Source organism: Proteus columbae (genome assembly GCF_009914335.1).
In the GTDB taxonomy this organism is placed as follows: domain Bacteria; phylum Pseudomonadota; class Gammaproteobacteria; order Enterobacterales; family Enterobacteriaceae; genus Proteus.
The window spans coordinates 3803608-3822119 of the sequence record NZ_CP043925.1 but is presented as its reverse complement, the minus strand read 5'-3'; the positions used below and the strand labels follow the sequence as shown (position 1 = coordinate 3822119).

The 18512-nt window shown below is 39.4% G+C and carries 15 protein-coding genes; 6 read left to right on the top strand and 9 right to left on the bottom strand.

Features of this window, described 5'->3' with window-relative positions:
• Positions 1–99 precede the first annotated feature (99 nt).
• Positions 100–1317 (top strand): sodium/glutamate symporter, encoded by a 1218-nt coding sequence (gltS, locus tag F1325_RS17775; protein ID WP_109374336.1) that lies wholly within the window; start codon positions 100–102, stop codon positions 1315–1317.
• A gap of 161 nt (positions 1318–1478) precedes the next feature.
• On the opposite strand, the gene recG is transcribed toward gltS, so the two are convergent.
• From recG to F1325_RS17745, 6 genes are all read right to left on the bottom strand, one after another.
• On the bottom strand, positions 1479–3566 hold the full coding sequence (gene recG, locus F1325_RS17770) for an ATP-dependent DNA helicase RecG (protein WP_160230780.1): 2088 nt from the start codon (positions 3564–3566) through the stop codon (positions 1479–1481).
• 4 nt (positions 3567–3570) lie between these two features.
• Complete coding sequence (trmH, locus tag F1325_RS17765; protein WP_109374334.1) at positions 3571–4293, bottom strand: tRNA (guanosine(18)-2'-O)-methyltransferase TrmH; 723 nt, start codon at positions 4291–4293, stop codon at positions 3571–3573.
• A 2-nt stretch (positions 4294–4295) separates the two neighbouring features.
• Positions 4296–6422: a bifunctional GTP diphosphokinase/guanosine-3',5'-bis pyrophosphate 3'-pyrophosphohydrolase gene (spoT, locus tag F1325_RS17760; protein WP_109374333.1), complete on the bottom strand. Its 2127-nt coding sequence runs from the start codon at positions 6420–6422 to the stop codon at positions 4296–4298.
• Between the two features lie 29 nt (positions 6423–6451).
• The gene (gene rpoZ / locus F1325_RS17755; RefSeq protein ID WP_006534607.1) at positions 6452–6727 is read right to left on the bottom strand and encodes a DNA-directed RNA polymerase subunit omega; all 276 of its coding nucleotides are present in this window, start codon (positions 6725–6727) and stop codon (positions 6452–6454) included.
• Positions 6728–6781: 54 nt separating this feature from the next.
• Positions 6782–7405 carry a guanylate kinase gene (gene gmk, locus F1325_RS17750; protein WP_006534608.1) on the bottom strand — a complete coding sequence of 208 codons (624 nt, stop codon included), beginning with the start codon at positions 7403–7405 and terminating at the stop codon, positions 6782–6784.
• Positions 7406–7709: 304 nt separating this feature from the next.
• Entirely contained in the window at positions 7710–8327 is a 618-nt protein-coding gene (locus F1325_RS17745) for a trimeric intracellular cation channel family protein (RefSeq protein WP_088494339.1), read from the bottom strand.
• 136 nt (positions 8328–8463) lie between these two features.
• On the opposite strand from F1325_RS17745, the gene F1325_RS17740 reads away from it, so the two are divergent.
• From F1325_RS17740 to F1325_RS17730, 3 genes are all read left to right on the top strand, one after another.
• Entirely contained in the window at positions 8464–9750 is a 1287-nt protein-coding gene (locus F1325_RS17740) for a DUF3748 domain-containing protein (RefSeq protein WP_109374332.1), read from the top strand.
• Positions 9751–9966: 216 nt separating this feature from the next.
• Positions 9967–10854 carry an endonuclease/exonuclease/phosphatase family protein gene (locus tag F1325_RS17735; protein WP_109374331.1) on the top strand — a complete coding sequence of 296 codons (888 nt, stop codon included), beginning with the start codon at positions 9967–9969 and terminating at the stop codon, positions 10852–10854.
• Positions 10844–11284 carry a hypothetical protein gene (locus tag F1325_RS17730; protein WP_109374330.1) on the top strand — a complete coding sequence of 147 codons (441 nt, stop codon included), beginning with the start codon at positions 10844–10846 and terminating at the stop codon, positions 11282–11284. Before F1325_RS17735 ends, F1325_RS17730 begins: the two co-directional genes overlap by 11 nt.
• A 56-nt stretch (positions 11285–11340) precedes the next feature.
• On the opposite strand, the gene glyS is transcribed toward F1325_RS17730, so the two are convergent.
• Together glyS and glyQ are read right to left on the bottom strand one after the other, a co-directional pair.
• Positions 11341–13413 carry a glycine--tRNA ligase subunit beta gene (glyS, locus tag F1325_RS17725; protein WP_160230779.1) on the bottom strand — a complete coding sequence of 691 codons (2073 nt, stop codon included), beginning with the start codon at positions 13411–13413 and terminating at the stop codon, positions 11341–11343.
• Between the two features lie 9 nt (positions 13414–13422).
• Positions 13423–14328, bottom strand: a complete 906-nt coding sequence (gene glyQ / locus F1325_RS17720) for a glycine--tRNA ligase subunit alpha (protein ID WP_004246832.1) — start codon at positions 14326–14328, stop codon at positions 13423–13425.
• 237 nt (positions 14329–14565) lie between these two features.
• On the opposite strand from glyQ, the gene F1325_RS17715 reads away from it, so the two are divergent.
• Positions 14566–15150 carry a DNA-3-methyladenine glycosylase I gene (locus F1325_RS17715; protein ID WP_109374328.1) on the top strand — a complete coding sequence of 195 codons (585 nt, stop codon included), beginning with the start codon at positions 14566–14568 and terminating at the stop codon, positions 15148–15150.
• A 170-nt stretch (positions 15151–15320) separates the two neighbouring features.
• On the top strand, positions 15321–16580 hold the full coding sequence (locus F1325_RS17710) for a valine--pyruvate transaminase (RefSeq protein WP_109374327.1): 1260 nt from the start codon (positions 15321–15323) through the stop codon (positions 16578–16580).
• Positions 16581–16845: 265 nt separating this feature from the next.
• On the opposite strand, the gene F1325_RS17705 is transcribed toward F1325_RS17710, so the two are convergent.
• Positions 16846–18504 carry a putative transporter gene (locus F1325_RS17705; RefSeq protein ID WP_109374326.1) on the bottom strand — a complete coding sequence of 553 codons (1659 nt, stop codon included), beginning with the start codon at positions 18502–18504 and terminating at the stop codon, positions 16846–16848.
• Between the last annotated feature and the right edge of the window lie 8 nt (positions 18505–18512).

The window sequence follows — 18512 nt, the reverse complement described above, 5'->3', positions numbered from 1 at the left end:
TTTTTCTAATCGGGGATACCTGCTTTTGGCGTTGTTTATGGATGAACTTAGCGTCGTAGTATTTTTATATAAAATTAACAAATAAGACGGGGTACATAAATGTATCATCTTGATGTTTATGGCACGCTGGTTGCGGCCACTTTGGTTCTCTTGATCGGACGTAAGTTAGTGAAATCTGTTCCTTTTTTAGAACGGTATACGATCCCAGAACCCGTTGCAGGTGGGCTACTTGTTGCAGTTCTTCTATTAGCATTCAAATCTTTTATGGATTGGGAAGTAAGTTTTGACCTCTCATTAAAAGATCCATTAATGCTGGCATTCTTTGCAACAATTGGTTTAAACGCAAACCTCGCAAGCTTAAAAGCGGGAGGAAAAGCGCTTTTTATTTTCATCTTTGTTGTTGTTGGACTGTTGTTAGTACAAAACACAGTCGGTATTGCATTAGCAGAAATGTTAGGTCTTGATCCATTAATGGGATTACTTGCTGGCTCGATTACATTATCGGGTGGTCATGGTACAGGGGCTGCTTGGGGTAAAACCTTTGTTGAAAATTATGGTTTTATGAGCGCGTCTGAAGTGGCGATGGCTTGTGCTACTTTTGGTTTAGTGTTAGGTGGATTGATTGGTGGCCCAGTTGCACGCTACTTAATCAAAAATATCCCAACGCCAGGATTAGGCGCCGACGACCATGAAATGCCAACAGCGTTTGAGAAGCCGACAACAGGCCGAATGATCACTTCAATGGTTTTATTAGAAACTATTGCGATGATCTCTATCTGTTTAATGGCAGGTACGTTCCTTTCTCAACTGTTAGAAGGTACAGCATTCTCATTACCGACCTTTGTGTGCGTTCTGTTTATTGGCGTTATTTTAAGTAATAGCCTTTCAATGCTTGGGTTCTACCGTGTTTTTGATAGAGCGGTATCAGTCTTAGGTAACGTGAGTTTATCGTTATTCTTAGCGATGGCATTAATGAGCTTGAAATTATGGGAGCTTGCATCACTGGCGATACCAATGTTGGTTATCCTTGGTGTTCAAGCAGGTGTAATGGCACTGTATGCCATTTTTGTCACTTTCCGTGTCATGGGTAAAAACTACGATGCGGCGATTTTAGCAGCAGGTCACTGTGGTTTTGGTTTAGGTGCTACACCAACGGCGATTGCAAATATGCAAGCTGTAACAGACCGTTTTGGACCGTCTCATCTTGCGTTCTTGGTCGTACCTATGGTCGGTGCATTCTTTATTGATATTGTGAATGCAATAGTGATTAAACTGTATCTGATGCTACCGTTTTTTACGCCTATAGTTGCAGGGTAGTTTGGTTGCTATAAATTAAAAGAGTTTCAAAAACGTTAAAGAGCACCTCAATGTTGAATATCGACATTGAGGTGTTTTTCTATATGTATTTAACTTACGAATATTTCAAGATCAACCCAAAGCGAGATTAAACGCACGCTAAACCATGCAAAAAAGTAACCTTAAGCTTGGCTATATTGTGTCTTGGCAGGCAGCCAGCGTTCGATTAAGGCTTGAGAATGCTTAGGGTAGTGTTGATGTAGATAACGAGCGATACGCTGAACTTCAGGAATAAGTCCTTGGTCGCGTAACAAATCAGCGACTTTAAATTGTGCATTACCCGTTTGCTTAGTGCCTAAAAGCTCACCGGGGCCACGGATTTCGAGATCTTTTTGTGCAATCACAAAACCGTCATTGCTATCTCTTAATACTTGCAATCGCAAACGTGCTGTTTGTGTGAGTGGTGTTTTATATAACAAGACACAATGAGAGGCGACAGCGCCTCGGCCTACCCGTCCACGTAATTGATGTAACTGTGCGAGTCCCAGTCGTTCTGGATTATCAATGATCATTAAACTTGCATTAGGTACATCAACACCGACTTCAATCACTGTTGTCGCAACTAAAAGTTGAAGCTCATTTTCTTTAAATGCAGCCATTACTGCCTGTTTTTCTACGGGTTTCATTCGCCCGTGTACCAATCCCACTTTGATTTCAGGCAGTGCAATTGTAAGTTCATCATAGATAACTTGAGCCGCTTGCGCTTCCAGAACATCAGAATCTTCAATTAAGGTACATACCCAATAGGCTTGTCGATTTTCTTCTGTGCAAGATAGCCTGATGCGTTCAATAATGTCATTACGGCGAGTATCAGGGATAGCGACAGTGGTAACAGGTGTGCGCCCAGGCGGTAATTCGTCGATGATAGACGTGTCCATATCAGCGTAGGCTGTCATCGCTAATGTTCGAGGGATCGGCGTTGCTGTCATCACCAATTGATGAGGATGAAAGCCTTGCTCTTCACCCTTTTTCCATAAGGCGAGGCGTTGATGTACACCAAATCGGTGTTGTTCATCAATAATCACTAAGGCTAGAGAGTGAAATTTAACTTGTTCTTGGAAAATAGCATGCGTTCCAATAATGATGGAAACGTCACCATTAGCAATGGCGTTTTGCTGTGTTTCACGCGCTTTTCCTTTCTGTTTTCCTGCTAACCAACCCACTTGAATACCAAAAGGCTCAAACCATTTTTTAAAGGTTAATGCGTGTTGCTCTGCCAACAATTCTGTTGGTGCCATTAAAGCCACTTGTTTGCCATTAGCAACAGCACGCAATGCACTTAGTGCAGCAACTAAAGTCTTACCTGAACCTACATCTCCTTGGATCAATCGCATCATCGGATAGTCTTTTTCTAAATCTGTTTCTATTTCATGGACGACACGTTGTTGTGCATTCGTAGGGGTAAAGGGGAGTGACGATAGAAATTGTTGGCGTAACGTAGAGGTACTTGGCATAAACAATGGCTCTGCGCGATAAGATTGTGCGCCAGCTCTTGCATTGAGCATACCTAGATTGTGGGCGAGTAATTCTTCAATAATTAGCCTTTTTTGCGCAGGGTGCTGTCCTTTCTCAAGCTCCGCAAAAGCGATATCAGGTGGAGGATTATGCAGAGTACGTAATGCCGTGGCTAACGGAGGTAAACCATGAATAAATTGTTCGGGCAATAATTCGTTAATAGTACAGGTATCGAGTAATTCTAAGGCTTGCTCTATTAATTTGCGTAGTGATGTTTGGCGTAAGCCTTCTGTTGTTGAATAGATGGGAGTGAGCGTTTCTTGCAGTTTAACTTCCGAACCTGCAACTTTGATTTTGTATTCAGGGTGAATAATTTCTGGGCCACGGCTTCCCCGTTTAACTTCTCCATAAGCAGTGACTTGTTTACCTTGAGCAAGGTTATTTTTCATTGCGGCAGTAAAGTTAAAAAAGCGAAGGGTTAAAATGCCAGAGCCATCAGAAATTTGGCAGGTCATCATTTTTCGTCGACCAAAAGTGACTTCGGTTCTTAGAATTTCACCTGAAACAGTGGCTGGAATGCCGGGAAGCAGATCGCTGATAGCATAGAGGTGTGTTTGATCTTCATAACGTAAAGGAAGGTGGAGTAACAAATCCTCAATAGTCACAAGCCCTATTTTTGCCAGCTTGTCTGCCTGACTTGCACCTACGCCGTGAAGAGTGGTTAAGGGGATTGCATCAAGCAGTTTTCCTTTCATGGGATCAATACTCCGTCTTTTTTAATTTCCTAAGTTGTTTTTGCGTCATTTGCATTTCTGCCCACCATGACTCAGGTGCTTCAATCTCACCGCTACCATTAATATAAGGGCGAGGCAGTCCTTTTCGACGAGAAACTTCTGCCAATACTGGGTATCCGCCTTCAAAGAGAAGAATTTGTTGTTCTTCTTCTGTTAAGGTGCTTTCTGTTCGATTATACATACCCGCAGCCTGACGTTGGCGTTGTGCTTCATATAAAATTAGCGCACTGGCGACAGAAACATTTAGGGATTGTACCATTCCCATCATCGGCACAATAATATCTTGATCTGCAAGCGCGATAGCATCTTGTGAGATGCCCGTTTTTTCTTGCCCCATAATAATACAAGTTGGGCGTGTGTAATCAATCTCGCGGAAATCAACCGCTTTATCTGAGAGATGAGTCGCAAGAACTTGCATACCTTGGGCGCGAAAGGCGCTAACTGCATCTGTAATAGTAGGATGAGTTTCTACATTGACCCAACTGTTACTCCCAGCCGCAGGTGAAACTAACATCCGCATTTTTTCTTCAGGCCAAATAGCATGAATTTTAGGAATACCCACAGCATCAGCTGTTCTTATAACAGCAGCAACATTATGGGATTTATGCACTTCTTCAAGGCAAACGGTAAGATCAGGTTGCCGCATCGCCATCATTTGGCAGATGCGGGCATATCGAATTGAATTCATGACTAGTTTTTATTACGGCTAACGCGCAGAACGTCTGGCATGATGCGAAGTTTACGCATGATATTGGCTAATTGAATTCTGTCTTTCGCGGTTAAGCGAATAAAAGCACAATACACGCGACCATCTTTCTCTTCTGTATTCATACTTTGAATACTCGAGTTTGCATCATTAATAGCTGCGGTTAAGTTTGCTAAAGCGCCTTGGTGGTTAATCATATCAACTTTAATTTCAGTGATGAAATCACTGTTGATCTCTTTATCCCACTCGACAGGCATGAATTTTTCAGGCTCTTTTTGGTAACCACGAATATTACGACAAGATTCATGGTGAATAACCAAACCTTTACCTGGGCTAATATGTGCAATGATAGGATCACCCGGAATAGGGCGACAACACTTAGCGAAAGAGATCAATACACCATCAGCACCTTTAATTGGGAGTTTAGGTGTTTCATCATTAGATGTTTCTGTTGGTGCGTTTTCATCTTGATTTTGACTATCAATCAATAAATTACGCGCAACAACAACGCTCATAGTATTACCTAAACCAATTTCAGCCATTAAGTCGTCGATTGAATGAAGCTTCATACGCTTCAACTCGCGCTCAATATTTTCAGCTGAAATATCAGTAAGCTTGTGCTCACCTAATGCGTGATTGAGTAAACGACGACCTAAATTAATAGAGTCTTCACGTTTTAGGTTTTTCAGAAGTTGTCGGATTTTAGAGCGAGCTCTTGAACTGACGACAAAGTTTAGCCACGCTGCATTTGGTCTTGCACCTGGTGCGGTAATAATTTCAACCGTTTGTCCAGTACGTAGCGATTGTGAAAGTGGATAAGGTTGTCTATCAACCCTAGCACCCACACAGGCATGACCGATATCTGTGTGTACGGCATAAGCAAAATCGACAGGAGTTGCACTTGTTGGTAATTCAACAATGCGACCTTCTGGCGTGAAAACGTAGATTTCATCAGGAAAGAGATCTGATTTTACGTTCTCAATAAATTCAAATGAGCTACCTGCGCTTTGTTGCAATTCAAGTAAACTTTGCATCCAGCGTTGGGCTCTAACTTGTGCAGTTGTGCCCGGTTGTTCACCTTGCTCTTTATAAGCCCAATGTGCTGCAACCCCCATTTCTGCCATTTGATCCATATCTTCAGTACGAATTTGTACTTCAACTGGCACTCCATGAGGACCAATTAGTGAGGTATGAAGAGATTGATAGCCGTTGGCTTTTGGGATTGCAATATAGTCTTTAACTCGACCGGGACGAGGCTTATAAAGACTGTGCATTTGACCTAAAACGCGATAACAGGTATCGACTTCTTTCACGATAACGCGAAAGGCGTAAATATCCATGATCGAGTGAAAACGTTGCTCTTTTAACAACATTTTCCGATAGATAGAGTAAAGGTGTTTTTCGCGACCGTTAACTTTGCATTCGATATGCGCTTCTGTCAGGCGACCTTCAATTTCAGAGAGGATTTTATTAATCATCTCTTTACGGTTGCCTCGAGCTGCTTTAACGACTTCTTTGATTACACGGTAGCGATTAGGATGTAGCGCCTCGAAACCCAGCTCTTCAAGCTCTGTTTTGATATGGTGTATACCTAAACGGTGTGCAAGAGGGCTGTAAATTTCGAGTGTTTCTCGAGCAATACGGCGACGTTTATCTGGGCGTAATGATCCCAGTGTGCGCATATTGTGAGTTCGGTCTGCCAGCTTGATCAAAATGACGCGGATATCTTTTACCATCGCCATAATCATCTTACGGAAGTTTTCAGCCTGAGCCTCTTTTTTATCTCTAAACTTCAATTTATCAAGTTTAGAGACTCCTTCAACAAGATCGGCGACCGTACTACCAAAGAGGCTTTCGATATCTTGGAAGGTTGCAGGTGTATCTTCGATAACATCATGCAACAGCGCCGCCATCAGCGTTTGGTGGTCTAATCGCATATCTGCAAGAATACACGCAACCGCAACAGGGTGAGTAATATAAGGCTCACCACTTGAACGAGTTTGCCCCTCGTGGGCATTTCGGGCGACGATAAAGGCTTTTTTAAGTTGTTCGACTTGCTCCGATGGCAAGTATTTTTGAACGATTTGATTCAGGCTTTCAAACAGGTACAAGGCAGACCTACCCCTATTTTATAAAACGATTAACGACGACCTTCCGCAATCGCTGAAACAGCTTGTAATTCTGCTGCTTCTTGCTCTTGCTGCTCTTGACGTTCACGAGCATCAAGAATTTTACCGTTAATCAGGCCTTCTTCGATTTCACGTAGCGCGACAACAGTCATTTTATCATTTTCTTCTGGAACTAAAGGATCTTTAGCGCCAACTTGTAACTGACGCGCACGACGTGCTGCGACCAGAACGAGGTCAAAACGGTTACCAATTTTCTCTACAGCGTCTTGAACGGTTACGCGTGCCATATTTGTGTTACTCCACCATTAACGAAATGACTGGGCATAATACTGAAAGTTAACTCAGTCTGCCAATAATTTGCTGATTAAATCACCATGTCGTAGCGTTTGACGATCAAGGCGTAATTTTTCTGAACGAATAATTGATTGTAAATCAGCAAGCGCGGTATTGAAATCATCATTAATCAGCAAATAATCATACTCATTAAAATGTTCCATTTCCGATACAGCTTGTGACATACGTTTTGTAATCACTTCTTCGCTATCTTGCCCACGTCCACGAAGTCGGCGGTAAAGCTCTTCTTTTGACGGTGGCAGAATAAAAATACTGCGAGCTTCAGGCATCGCTTTACGCACTTGCTGTGCGCCTTGCCAGTCAATATCTAAAAAGACATCGACACCACTGGCTAAGATTTCTTTGATAACTTTGCCGGAAGTTCCGTAATAATTACCAAAAACACAAGCATGTTCGAGGAAATCCCCGCTGTCTATCATGCTTTTAAATTCTTCTTCAGTAACAAAGAAGTAATGTTCACCATGGCTCTCTCCCGGTCGCATTGGGCGGGTTGTATGAGAGACAGAAACCTGCGTGTCATATAAAGGCTGTGTTTTTAACAGCGCTTGAATAAGACTTGATTTACCCGCACCGCTTGGAGCGGAAACAATATAAAGTGTTCCTTGGATCATGATGACTTTCTGAATTTGACTGGAGAATTAAGTATAAATACATGTTTAGGGAGCAAATCCCCTATATAGTATACACATACAATGAATGACATACAGTGCCCATGTTTAATACAGGGCCATTTTTTTCTTATTACATTCTATTTTCTTATATAGAAACAAGAGAAAAATTAAACTATGTCAATATTAACATACAATTAAAGGCTCAGTGATAGGAATTACCTTTTATCACAATAGCGAAAAGAGATTATATTTTGAGATACCCCACAGAATCAAAAAGAACCGCTGTCGTTAAAACAGCGATTCGTTAATCTTGATTCTCGTAATTAAAGACAGGTAAGCCCAATTTATAACGAATAGCGAGAAGTCGAGCTGTTAACCCAGCAATTAGGGTAATGATGATAATGACGTCTCTTGGTAACGGTGTATAAAACAGTAATCCCATATAAAGCCACGCAGCACCAAAAGCGATACCGGCATAAATCTCTTTTTGGAAAACCAGAGGAATGGTATTACAAAGCATATCTCTTAATACACCACCAAAAGCACCTGTAATCACCGCGGCAATAGCAGCAATAATTGGACCATAGTCCATATCGAGTGCGATTTGTGCGCCGATAATAGAGAAAACCATTAGGCCAATGGCATCTAAGATAAGAAAGAGTCGCTGTAAGTGTTTCATCATAGGTGCAACCCACATGGTGATAACAGCAGCACATGCAACAGTGACGATATATTCGGGGTGTTTTACCCAACCCAGCGGGTAATGGCCGAGTAGAATGTCTCTGACAGATCCACCACCAATAGCAGTTGCAGAGGCAATAATAATTACGCCAAAAACATCCATTTTACGACGACCAGCAGCGAGTGCACCCGTCATGGCTTCTGCTGTAATACCAATAATATAGAGAACACTAAGTAACATGATTTTCTAATTTTCTGACTATTTAGTGAGGATAGAATAATTACCTTGCGAAAAAGTCTCGACTGAATTTTTTTAGTGCCAGGTAAAATTAATTAGTTTTTATAATGTGGAAATTTATTTCCCGATAAGGATAAATATGTCTTTTCAGGAACATCAGATTACGTTTGATAGCCGTCATCATCAGCTAACTAATATAAATGTTTGGACGCCAGATAGCCAGTGGTTAGTCTATGATGTACGTCCCAATGGGGGATCTTTTACAGGTCTAACCATAGAAAAAATTCATGCGAAAACAAAACAGCAACAGATCATTTACACAGCAACACAAGGGGCACATGCAGGGGTTGCGACAGTAAGCCCAACAGAACCCGTACGTTATGCTTTTATTCATGGGCCAGAAAATCCAGATAATGAATGGCATTATGACTTTCATCATCGTCGTGGTGTGATTGTTGATGAGTCAGAAAATAATCGTGCATTTAATATTGATGCGTGTTCATTGACTTCACCTTATCAAGCGGGTGCATTGCGTGGCGGTACGCATGTTCATGTTTTTAGCCCTGATGGCACTCGTTTAAGTTTTACTTACAATGATCATATTATGCACGAACTTGGTGGCGAATATGATCAACGTAATGTGGCTGTCGCTGTACCTCTCAAAGCGGTTAATGTCACCAAGAAACACCCTCGTGAATATGATGGTGAATACTTCTGTACAGTGATAAGCCAAACCGTGGCGCATCCACAAAAGGGAAGCGACGAAATTAATAAAGCTTATGAAGAGTGTTGGATTGGTACTCAAGGTTATACAAAAGCGGATGGTTCACAACAACGTTGGGCTATTGCATTTATCGGCGATACCGTGAGTGAAAATGGTGATAAAGTTTCTGATATTTTCTTAGTGGATTTACCTGATGATAATCATGCTTTTAGTATTGAAGGTGATAAACCACTAGCAGGAACCGACACAACAATGCCAGCAGTGGCTAAAGATATTTACCAAGTTCGCCTAACAAATACAGCAAATAGAAAATATGCAGGTGTTTTAAATCAGCCTCGTCACTGGTTAAGAAGCTCGCCACAAGGCGATGCGATTGCTTTTTTAATGAAAGATGATAACGGTATTGTGCAGTTATATACTGTTTCGCCAAGTACTAAGGAAGTGAAACAAATCACCTCACAACCATGGGATATTCAGTCTGCCTTTACGTGGAATAGTAACGGACAATATCTCACCTTTATTTGTGATAATAGCGTGATGCTATGTAATGCGAAAACGGGTGAGTTAACTCGATTAACAGAAAAAACAGCACAAGCACCGAGTAGTGACGCTGTCGTATTCTCTCCAAATGACCACTATATTGCATTTATGCGTGATGTTGACAGTTATCGTCAGATATTTACAGTAGAGACTGGGTTGTAAAACTTTACAATATATTGAGAAGGTATCTTAAATAATAAGATACCTTCGTATTTAATAAAAAACTAATAATTTAAACATGAATTAAAATATTTATTTGTTTTGATTTATTTTATTGTTTTTCCTATTTTTATTTGTTGTGCTAAGTTAATAAACTTTAGTGAGATAATAACTAGTAATATTTAAAAGTAATTTATTATTAATGGAATGATATATACAATGGAATTGAATTTATGCTGGTGGAATATGGGATTATCTCCACCAATAAGATCAAGTAAGAAAATAAATATAGAAGATATTGGATTAGCAAAACAATATCTTGGGAAAATGATAAAAAAAAGAGCACTGGATATAGTTGCACTTTGTGAGATTTCTAAAAAAGAAAACCTAGATTTTAAACAATTAGCATGTGAATTAAATATGGAATACATTGATTTATCAGGAAGAATAGGGCGTATATTTATTGATATATCTATAATGTATAAGATGAGTAAATTAGAGTTTATCTCAAGTAAATTTTTAACTAAGCTTCAACCTGATAATAGAACAATAAGAGTCGGTGTAAGTGTTGTATTTAAAGAGATTGAAAATCAAAAAATAATCACATTCTTTTTATCTCACTGGCCATCAGTACTCAGTGCTGATGATAAAATCAGACGTATAGCCGCCCAAGAGTTGAGGAATAGTATTGATAAGCTATTTGAAAACCAAGGGAAAGAGGCTCAAATTATTTGTATGGGAGATTATAATACAGAGCCTTATTCTGATTCGATGATTAATACATTATATGCAACGAGAGATTACCACATAATAAAAAAGAAAAGAGAGTTATTATTTAATCCATTTTGGTATCTTTTGTCTGATAAGAAAACAAATAATTTAGGTACGTATTATTATAATTCAGCTTCAATGAGTCGATGGTATGTTTTTGATCAAATGATCTTCTCTTCATCATTTTTATATGGAAAAGAAGATTGTTTTAAGTTAGATCTCGAGCAGATTGATTTTTATCGGATACTCAATGATGACAATCACTGCCTTGATGATATTTTCTTTAAAAAGTTTGATCATTATCCAATATTTTGTAGGATTTCACATGAACGATGAAAATAATTTTTTTGAAAAGATAAAGGCTTCATTGGATAGGGCATCATCTATCATTGATATAAAAAAACAAATAGAAAATAAAATGAGCATAGTTATCGAAAAACTAGAAATGATCACTAATAATAAAATTAAAATATTATTTAAAGATAATCATCATTATTGCCCTAAATTTATTAATAGTGAAAGGCTTATTTATATCGATAAAGTAAATGTAAGTGATGAGTCTGGTTTTATACTATTTGGTTATAGTTTTAGTAAAATTAATGGTTTTCCTATTGAAATAGAAACTGAAATGGAATCTTTTCATGCGGAAGATATCGATGATTTATTACATATTATTGTGAATATCATTGATAGAGAATCGATAAGAATTATGGAGCTTGTTCATCATCCCCTAAAAGATAATTCAAGTAAAAATAATGTGATTTGATAAAAAAACCGGCATTGTTTTCACAATGCCGGTTTACGTATTTTGAGCTTTACAACTTATTGTAAAACAGAAATATCTGCGACTTTTAAGAACAGTTCACGCAATTGACTTAACATGGTTAAACGGTTGATACGAATAGCCTCGTCTTCATCCATTACCATGACTTTATCAAAGAAGTTATTGACCACATCACGTAATGAGGCCAGTTCAACTAATGCTTCTTGATATTTGCGTTCTGCAAATAAAGGTGCCAATTTATCTTGTAATACAGAAAGATTAGCCGCTAATTGAACTTCTTCTGGTGCTTTTAAGACGGAAGCTAAAACGGTGTCATTCAGTTTTACATCAGCTGATTTAGCTAGGATATTAGAAACACGTTTATTGGCTTCTGCTAATGCAGAGGCTTCCTCTAATGTGCGGAAATAAGTTACTGCTTTAACACGAGCATTGAAGTCAGCAGGTTGTGTTGGACGACGTGCTAATACTGCTTGAATAGTGTCAATGCTGTAACCCAGTTCTTGATACCAAGAACGGAAACGACCTAACATAAATTCGACCACATCACTGACCACATTTTTATTAGTCAGTTTGTCACCGTAAAGGCGAACCGCTTCTTGAGTCAGCTCTTCAATATCTAATGGTAAATCTTGCTCAACGATAATACGTAAAACACCCAGTGATGCACGACGCAGAGCAAATGGGTCTTTATCCCCTTTAGGATGTTGACCAATACCGAAAATACCCGCAAGTGTATCCATCTTCTCTGCAATAGCGAGGGTGCTAGCAACAGGATTAGAAGGTAATTCATCACCCGCGAAACGAGGCTGATATTGTTCTTTCAATGCAACTGCGACTTCTTCGGCTTCACCATCATGACGCGCATAATGCATACCCATAACACCTTGGGTATCTGTGAATTCGAACACCATATTGGTCATTAAGTCACATTTTGACAGTAAACCTGCACGGGTTGCTTTATTAACATCAGCACCCATTTTGCCCGCAATAAAGCCAGCTAATGCTTGAATACGGTCAGTTTTATCACGCAGTGTGCCTAAATCTTTTTGGAATAATACGGTTTCAAGGCGTGGTAAGTTATCTTCTAAACGTTGTTTACGGTCAGTTTTAAAGAAGAACTCGGCATCAGCTAAGCGAGGACGTACCACTTTTTCGTTACCGCTAATGATCTGCTGTGGATCAGAAGATTCAATATTAGTGACGAAAATAAAGTTTGGTAATAATCCACCTTGTTTGTCATAAACAGGGAAGTATTTTTGGTCACCTTTCATGGTATAAACCAGTGCTTCAGCAGGGACTTCAAGGAATTTTTCCTCAAATTTTGCTGTTAACACAACCGGCCATTCAACCAATGAAGTGACTTCTTCGACTAAGCTATCGCTTAAATCTGCAATACCGCCAAGTTTTTCAGCCGCAAGGCGAGCGTCATGAAGAATAATTGATTTACGCGTTTCGTAATCAGCAATCACTTTTCCGCGCTCATACAGAATTTCAGGATATTGATCCGCATTATCAATAGTGAATTCAGCTTCACCCATAAAGCGGTGACCACGAATAACGCGATCGCTTTGGATACCTAAAATTTCACCATCAATAACAGTATCACCTAATAATAAGGTGACAGTATGAACAGGGCGTACAAAGTGAGTTTCTTTATCGCCCCAGCGCATTAATTTTGGAATTGGTAATTTTGATAACGCATTGCTTACCATGCCAATCAGTAATTGGTTAACCGCTTCACCTTTTACTTCTGCACGATAAAATAACCATTCGCCTTTATCTGTTGATAAGCGCTCTGCTTGATCAACAGTAATGCCATTACCTCTTGCCCAACCTTCAGCTGCTTTTGTTGGTTTACCATCAGCATCAAATGCTTGAGCAATCGCAGGACCACGTTTTTCAATGGTTCTATCTGCTTGTGATTTTGCCATATTGGCCACTTTAATGGCTAAACGGCGAGGAGCTGCAAACCAAGATACATCACCATGAGTGATATTTGCGTTATCCAGTTCAGCAGTAAAATTAGCAGCAAAAGATTCGGCTAAAGAACGAAGCGCTTTCGGCGGTAATTCTTCTGTGCCGATTTCCACGAGGAAAGTCTCAGTTGTCATGATAGCCTCTTACTTTTTACACATAGGGAAACCAAGCGCTTCACGAGAAGCATAATATGCTTCAGCAACTGCTTTGGTTAAAGTACGGATACGTAAAATATAACGCTGGCGTTCTGTCACAGAGATAGCTTTACGTGCATCCAATAAGTTAAAGGTGTGTCCTGCTTTTAAAATACGTTCATAGGCGGGTAAAGGCAGAGGTTTTTCTAACTCTAACAACTCACGAGCTTCTTTTTCATATTGCTCAAAGCAAGAAAACAGGAAGTCTACGTCTGCGTATTCAAAGTTATAGGTTGATTGCTCAACTTCGTTTTGATGATAGATATCACCATAAGTGGTTTTACCTAATGGGCCATCACACCAAACTAAGTCATAAACGCTATCAACACCTTGAATATACATGGCAAGACGTTCTAAACCGTAAGTGATTTCACCCGTAACAGGTTTGCACTCTAATCCACCAACTTGTTGGAAATAGGTAAACTGCGTTACTTCCATGCCGTTGAGCCAAACTTCCCAGCCTAAGCCCCAAGCACCTAAAGTTGGGTTTTCCCAGTTATCTTCAACAAAACGAATATCATGAATTGTTGGGTCTAAACCTAATTCTCTTAATGAGCCAAGATAAAGTTCCTGAATATTATCAGGTGATGGCTTAATGATAACTTGGAATTGGTAATAGTGCTGTAAGCGGTTAGGGTTTTCACCGTAACGTCCATCTGTTGGACGACGAGAAGGCTGTACATAAGCCGCAGCAATAGGCTCTGGACCTAATGCTCGTAAACAAGTCATTGGGTGCGATGTGCCTGCGCCCACTTCCATATCTAATGGTTGGACAATGGTACAGCCCTGGCGAGCCCAGTAATCCTGCAGTGTCAGGATAAGACCTTGAAAGGTTTTGGTATCAAACTTTTGCATGTTATATCCGCATGGCGATACATAGAATAAAAAGAAAGGTTTCAGTATACCTTCTAGACGAAAGATATACAGCAAGGAATGCGGGCAATTTTCCCTCGATCAAAAAAATAATCCCTTAATTGAGTTTATGACTATGCTCAAAGAATTAGATTGAATTTTTTTTCACCTATTTACATGTATATTTATACAGTATATAAATGGTGCTATTAAAAGTTATTGGTAACAAGGAATGAAAAAATGAATAAGCGGCGTTGCGATTGGGTAACCAGTGATCCTGAATATTTGGCATATCATGATGAAGAATGGGGTAAACCTGAACGAGATAAGTACAAACTTTTTGAAATGATCTGCCTTGAAGGTCAACAAGCAGGGCTATCTTGGTATACCGTGCTTAAGAAAAGAGAAGGTTTTCGTCGTTGTTTTTTTGATTTTTCACCTGAAAAAATTGCCAAAATGACAGATAAGGATGTTGAGGCCTTATTGCAAAATCCCGCAATTATTCGTCATCAAGGAAAAATTAACGCCATTATTAATAACGCACGTATTTTTATGGCAATGGAAGAACAAGGTGAAGACTTTAGTCAGTTTATTTGGCAATTTATTGATAATAAACCCATTATTAATCAGTGGAACGATATTTCTCAGGTACCCGCATCAACTGACATCTCAGATAAAATGGCTAAAGCCTTAAAGAAAAAAGGCTTCAAATTTGTTGGCACAACAACTTGCTACGCTTTTATGCAAGCCGTTGGTATGGTAAATGACCATATTCTCTCTTGTTTTTGTCGCCAAGAAGAGAATAAAAACACCAATAAAAAGTAAAATATGAGTTGAGTTATCTTTAATTTGAGATGTAATTGGATTTATATTTCAATATTTTTATCTGTATTAATATTGTTGTTTTATGATTTCGATTATAACTATTGATGCAGATTAAAGCTCGCGGTATGGTGTTTCTTAACGAGAAAACAACATAGAAGATACCTGCAAAGATGACTCAACTATCACAATTTGGGCAAAAGTTTGCTCAGCATTCAGGCATTGCTCGCTTGATGCAAGACTTAAATGAAGGTATTCGCACACCTGGCGCAGTGATGCTCGGGGGGGGAAATCCTGCTCATATTCCTGAAATGGATAATTATTTTCGTCAATTACTTAAAGAGATGACAGAAAATGGCTCATTAAGTGATGCGGTTTGTAACTATGATGGCCCACAAGGTAAAGATGCCATGTTACAAGCGCTGGCGGCATGTTTAAAAGAGAAGCTAGGCTGGAATATTTCGGCGAAAAATATTGCACTAACTAATGGCAGCCAAAGTGCTTTTTTCTATCTGTTTAATTTATTAGGTGGTACAACCAAGGATGGGAAAAAACGTAAAATTCTTTTTCCAATCGCCCCTGAATACATTGGTTATACTGATTCTGGATTAGAAGAAGATCTGTTTGTTGCGAATAAGCCAACAATAGAAATGTTACCGAATGGGCAATTTAAATATCATGTTGATTTTGCTCATCTTGAAATCAGTGATGATATTGCGGCTATTTGTGTTTCAAGACCAACAAACCCAACGGGTAATGTTATTACAGATGACGAAGTTGAAAAGCTAGAGGCTTTAGCTAAACGGCACAATATCCCTCTGATTATAGATAATGCTTATGGTGTCCCTTTTCCGGGTATTATTTTTACTCAAGCAACACCTCGTTGGAATGACAACACTATCCTTTGTATGAGTCTATCTAAGTTAGGCTTACCAGGAGCGCGTTGTGGCATTATTATCGCCAGTGAAGAGCTGATTTCAGCCATTACAAATGTTAACGGCATTATTAGCCTCGCACCCGGTGGAATTGGGCCTGCAATGGCATTAGAAATGCTAAAACGCGATGATTTAATGCGGTTATCCCAAGACGTGATAGGGCCTTTTTATCATCAACGAGTACTTGAAACTATTCATATTATTCGCCGCTATTTACCTGAAGAACGTTGTCTTATTCATAAGCCTGAAGGTGCAATCTTTTTATGGCTTTGGTTTAAAGACTTACCTGTTTCTTGTGAAGAGCTTTATCGTCGTTTGAAAAAACGTGGCGTATTAATGGTGCCGGGACATTACTTCTTTCCGGGATTAGAAGATTCATGGGATCACGCTCATCAATGTATGCGAATGAATTACGTACCTGAGCCTGAATTGATTGAGAAAGGAATAAAAATTCTGGCTGAAGAAATCGAGAATATCTATCAGCCAGTGAATATCTAATAAAAATGCCCCTTCAGCGAGAAGAAGGGGCAAAGACAATAACGAGGACTTTTGAGCATAAGTTTGACGGAAAGAAATTGATTACTAAAAATTTAGCAATCCGTCTCAATCTAAATTTCTTAGCACGAGAGCTATTAAAACAGATATTTATAAAATCTATGGCTTAAATAAGAGCCATTCATTGCCTTAATTATCCCCCTGCTAAGCCAAATGTGGATTTTGATAACAAACTTGGCTCAACTATTTAATATATTTATTATTTTTACTACAAAGTCCATATGATAAGTGCCATCAATTGTGGTGTTATGATGCGTAAAAACATTGCTAAAGGGTAGACTGTGGCATAGGAAAGCGCGGCAGCTCCACTTGAGCTATGAATTGAGTTTGCGAAGGCTAATGCAGGGGGATCGGTCATTGAGCCTGCTAACATTCCGCAGAGACTTAAATAATTAAGCTTAAAGAAGACTCTGGCGATCACACCAACAATTAATAACGGTAATAACGTAATCAAAATACCGTAGCCAATCCAACTCAAGCCTTGACCATTAATGAGTGTTTCAACAAATTCACCGCCAGAGTTTAGCCCTACCACCGCAAGAAACATGACAATACCCAGTTCTCGCAATGCCAAGTTTGCACTTGGAGGCATAAACCAATAGAGCTTACCAAATGTACCAATACGCCCTAAAATTAAGGCAACGACAAGGGGACCACCAGCTAATCCCAGTTTAAGCGCCACAGGAATGCCGGGAATAAAAATAGGAATAGAGCCAAGTAAAACCCCTAAGCCGATACCAATAAAGACAGGGAGCATTTGAACTTGTTCTAATTTCTGACGAGCGTTACCTAACAGGACTGTAATAGCTTCAATAGATTCAGGACGTCCAACGACATTAAGAATATCCCCGAATTGCAACATACTATTATTGCTTGGAATAAGTTCGATACCTGCGCGGTTCAATCGAGTCACTACAACATCGTATTTTCTTTTCAGATCCAGATCTTTTAAACGCTTACTGAGTACAGAATCATTCGTTACAACGACCCGCACTGATTGCAGTAAATTTGTTGATGTTGAAAGTGAAGCATCGACCTCTTCACCAAGTACTAGGCGTACTTTATTGAGATCTTCTTTTGAACCCACAATATGCAGTAAATCTCCCAACTGAATAATCGTTGATGGCATAGGTACCATAATGTTATCTCCACGCTTTAAACGGGAGCAGACGATGGCGTCCTCATTGAGCAGAGGAATATCTTGCATTAATAAGCCATCTAAATTGGGATTTTTAATCGCAATATTAATGGTATGTAGTGCATCTTTAGTGCTGTGTTGTTGGTTGCTAAAAGCTTTTGCTTCTTCATCAATGTTGATTTTAAAGAACACACGAATAAGCCACATTACTAGCAGAATGCCACAGATCCCCATAGGATAAGCCATGGCATAGCCCATCCCCATTTGCCCCACAGATGTTGGGTCAACATGTAGATCTGTCAGTATTTGTTGTCCTGCACCTAAAGAAGGGGTGTTGGTAACAGCACCCGAGAAAATACCCAAAATAATAGGCAAAGGAACGTCAAATAGACGGTAAATAGACGCGGTTATGATTGAGCCAAGAAGAATAATTAATATGGCAAAGGCGTTTAGTTTTAAGCCCGAAACACGTAGTGAGGAAAAAAAACCAGGGCCGACTTGGATACCAATAGTATAAACGAAAAGAATAAGCCCAAATTCTTGAATAAAATGAAGGGTTTGTGCATTAAGAGATAAGTTATAGTGTTGAGCAAAGTGGCCAATAATAATTCCACCGAAAAGAACACCACCTATCCCTAGGCTGACCCGATAAATTTTGATATTGCCAATCCAAAGACCTAGAGCGCCTGCTAATGACAACATCACCATTGTTAATGCAATATCACTCATAAAAAAGA